Genomic DNA, 1,385 nt, shown 5'->3' on the forward strand with positions numbered 1-1,385 from the left:
GGAAGCCAGTCCAATAGCTGGAAATGTTTGTCTATAAATTCCTTATCTTTGTTAGCTGCTATCCAGGAGCGTAAAGAAGATGGTGCACCGATAAATAACCATTTGAATTTCACCCCTTGTTCCTTCAAGTACTTCGCTACACGGAGCATAAATTGGAAGCGACTAACAGAGAGTGTACCCACATGGATTATATCATACTGCTTCTCATACCAATGTAGAGAGTAGGAGGAGTTTTTAAAATCAAAAAGAGTAGGCAGATTGAGTAAAACTACGCTATTGTTTTTATTTACTTTCTTTTGAAGAGAGTAAGTGGGTAATACCAGTAGATCACAGAAAAGAGAAGGAAAAAATTCCAATAAGAACCTAAGTGAGGGTGTTAATAAAAACGAGAATTTTCTCAGCTTAGGGCTTCTCCTGGGTATAAATTCAGGGAAATCCTCGTGGATATCGTAAATTATCGCTCTCCGGCGGATACATTTCAAAAGAAAAGCCCAAGGTAAAAACTCGGGGTCATGGAAATGGTATATTTCTGCCCTTTGTTGGAGTGCGAGCAGGAATGCCTTTGCCCCCACTATGAACATTCTTTTCAGTCTGTTCTTGGTTTTGGGAAGAGCAACTATCTTTACTCCTTGAACCGTTTCGTTTCTTTGATGAGGGGCAATTAAAATCACCTCATAACCTACTTTCTTTAAACTTCTACACTCCCTCAGGAAAATCCTGGTATCATAATAAGGGTGAACTGTGGTTATATGGCAAACCTTCGGAATCGAATTATTTTTGATTTTTTGGGAATAGTTCATAGCTGTTTTAAATTGTAGCAATTTTACCCAAAACAGGCGATAGCTATAGGGTTTTTCCGTTATAACAAAAGATGTATATCCTTATGCCGAAGAAGGTCTCCAATAAATCTATGTTAACAAGCCTCTAGGTTATCCCTGGACAACTAATAAAGAATGAATTGCTTAGGTAATAGGTAAAGAACTTCTACCCCTGGGAAATCTTGGAGAGATGTTTAATGAGATGAAATAAAGGTGCGAGGAAGAAGGGAAGAGGGTATTCCTTGCTTTGGGATAAAGGACGGCGGAGTTATTGCAGAGTGTGGATATATTAAATATATGGAACACGCCTATTGATAGCTTCTTCTTAGTCTTTCCGTTTTGTTGAATAAAGCGATTGGGAAGTGGGTGGGTCTAAGAAAAATCCGCTCAAAAAGTGCTAAGCTACTTGAAGAAGCTTTTTAAATTTAAAATTGTCAATTCAAGTAAGTTTAAGAAGGGCTCCCACTGCTCACTTGCTCCAAAGCTTAGACCTTGATGAATTATTTAACAGAACCCTAAAATATAAACTGCGTAAGTCTTATATATTTAAAATTGGAGCTTTAATCT

At 37.7% G+C, this 1,385-nt stretch carries 1 protein-coding gene; it reads right to left on the reverse strand.

Annotated features, from left to right (window positions below; translation table 11 throughout):
- On the reverse strand, positions 1 to 671 hold a 671-nt coding region (locus NZ900_09720; GenBank protein MCS7234356.1), incomplete at its 3' end, for a hypothetical protein.
- Positions 672 to 1,385 lie beyond the last annotated feature (714 nt).

The sequence above is a fragment of the Synergistota bacterium genome (genome assembly GCA_025060595.1).
GTDB lineage: Bacteria > Synergistota > GBS-1 > GBS-1 > GBS-1 > 42-11.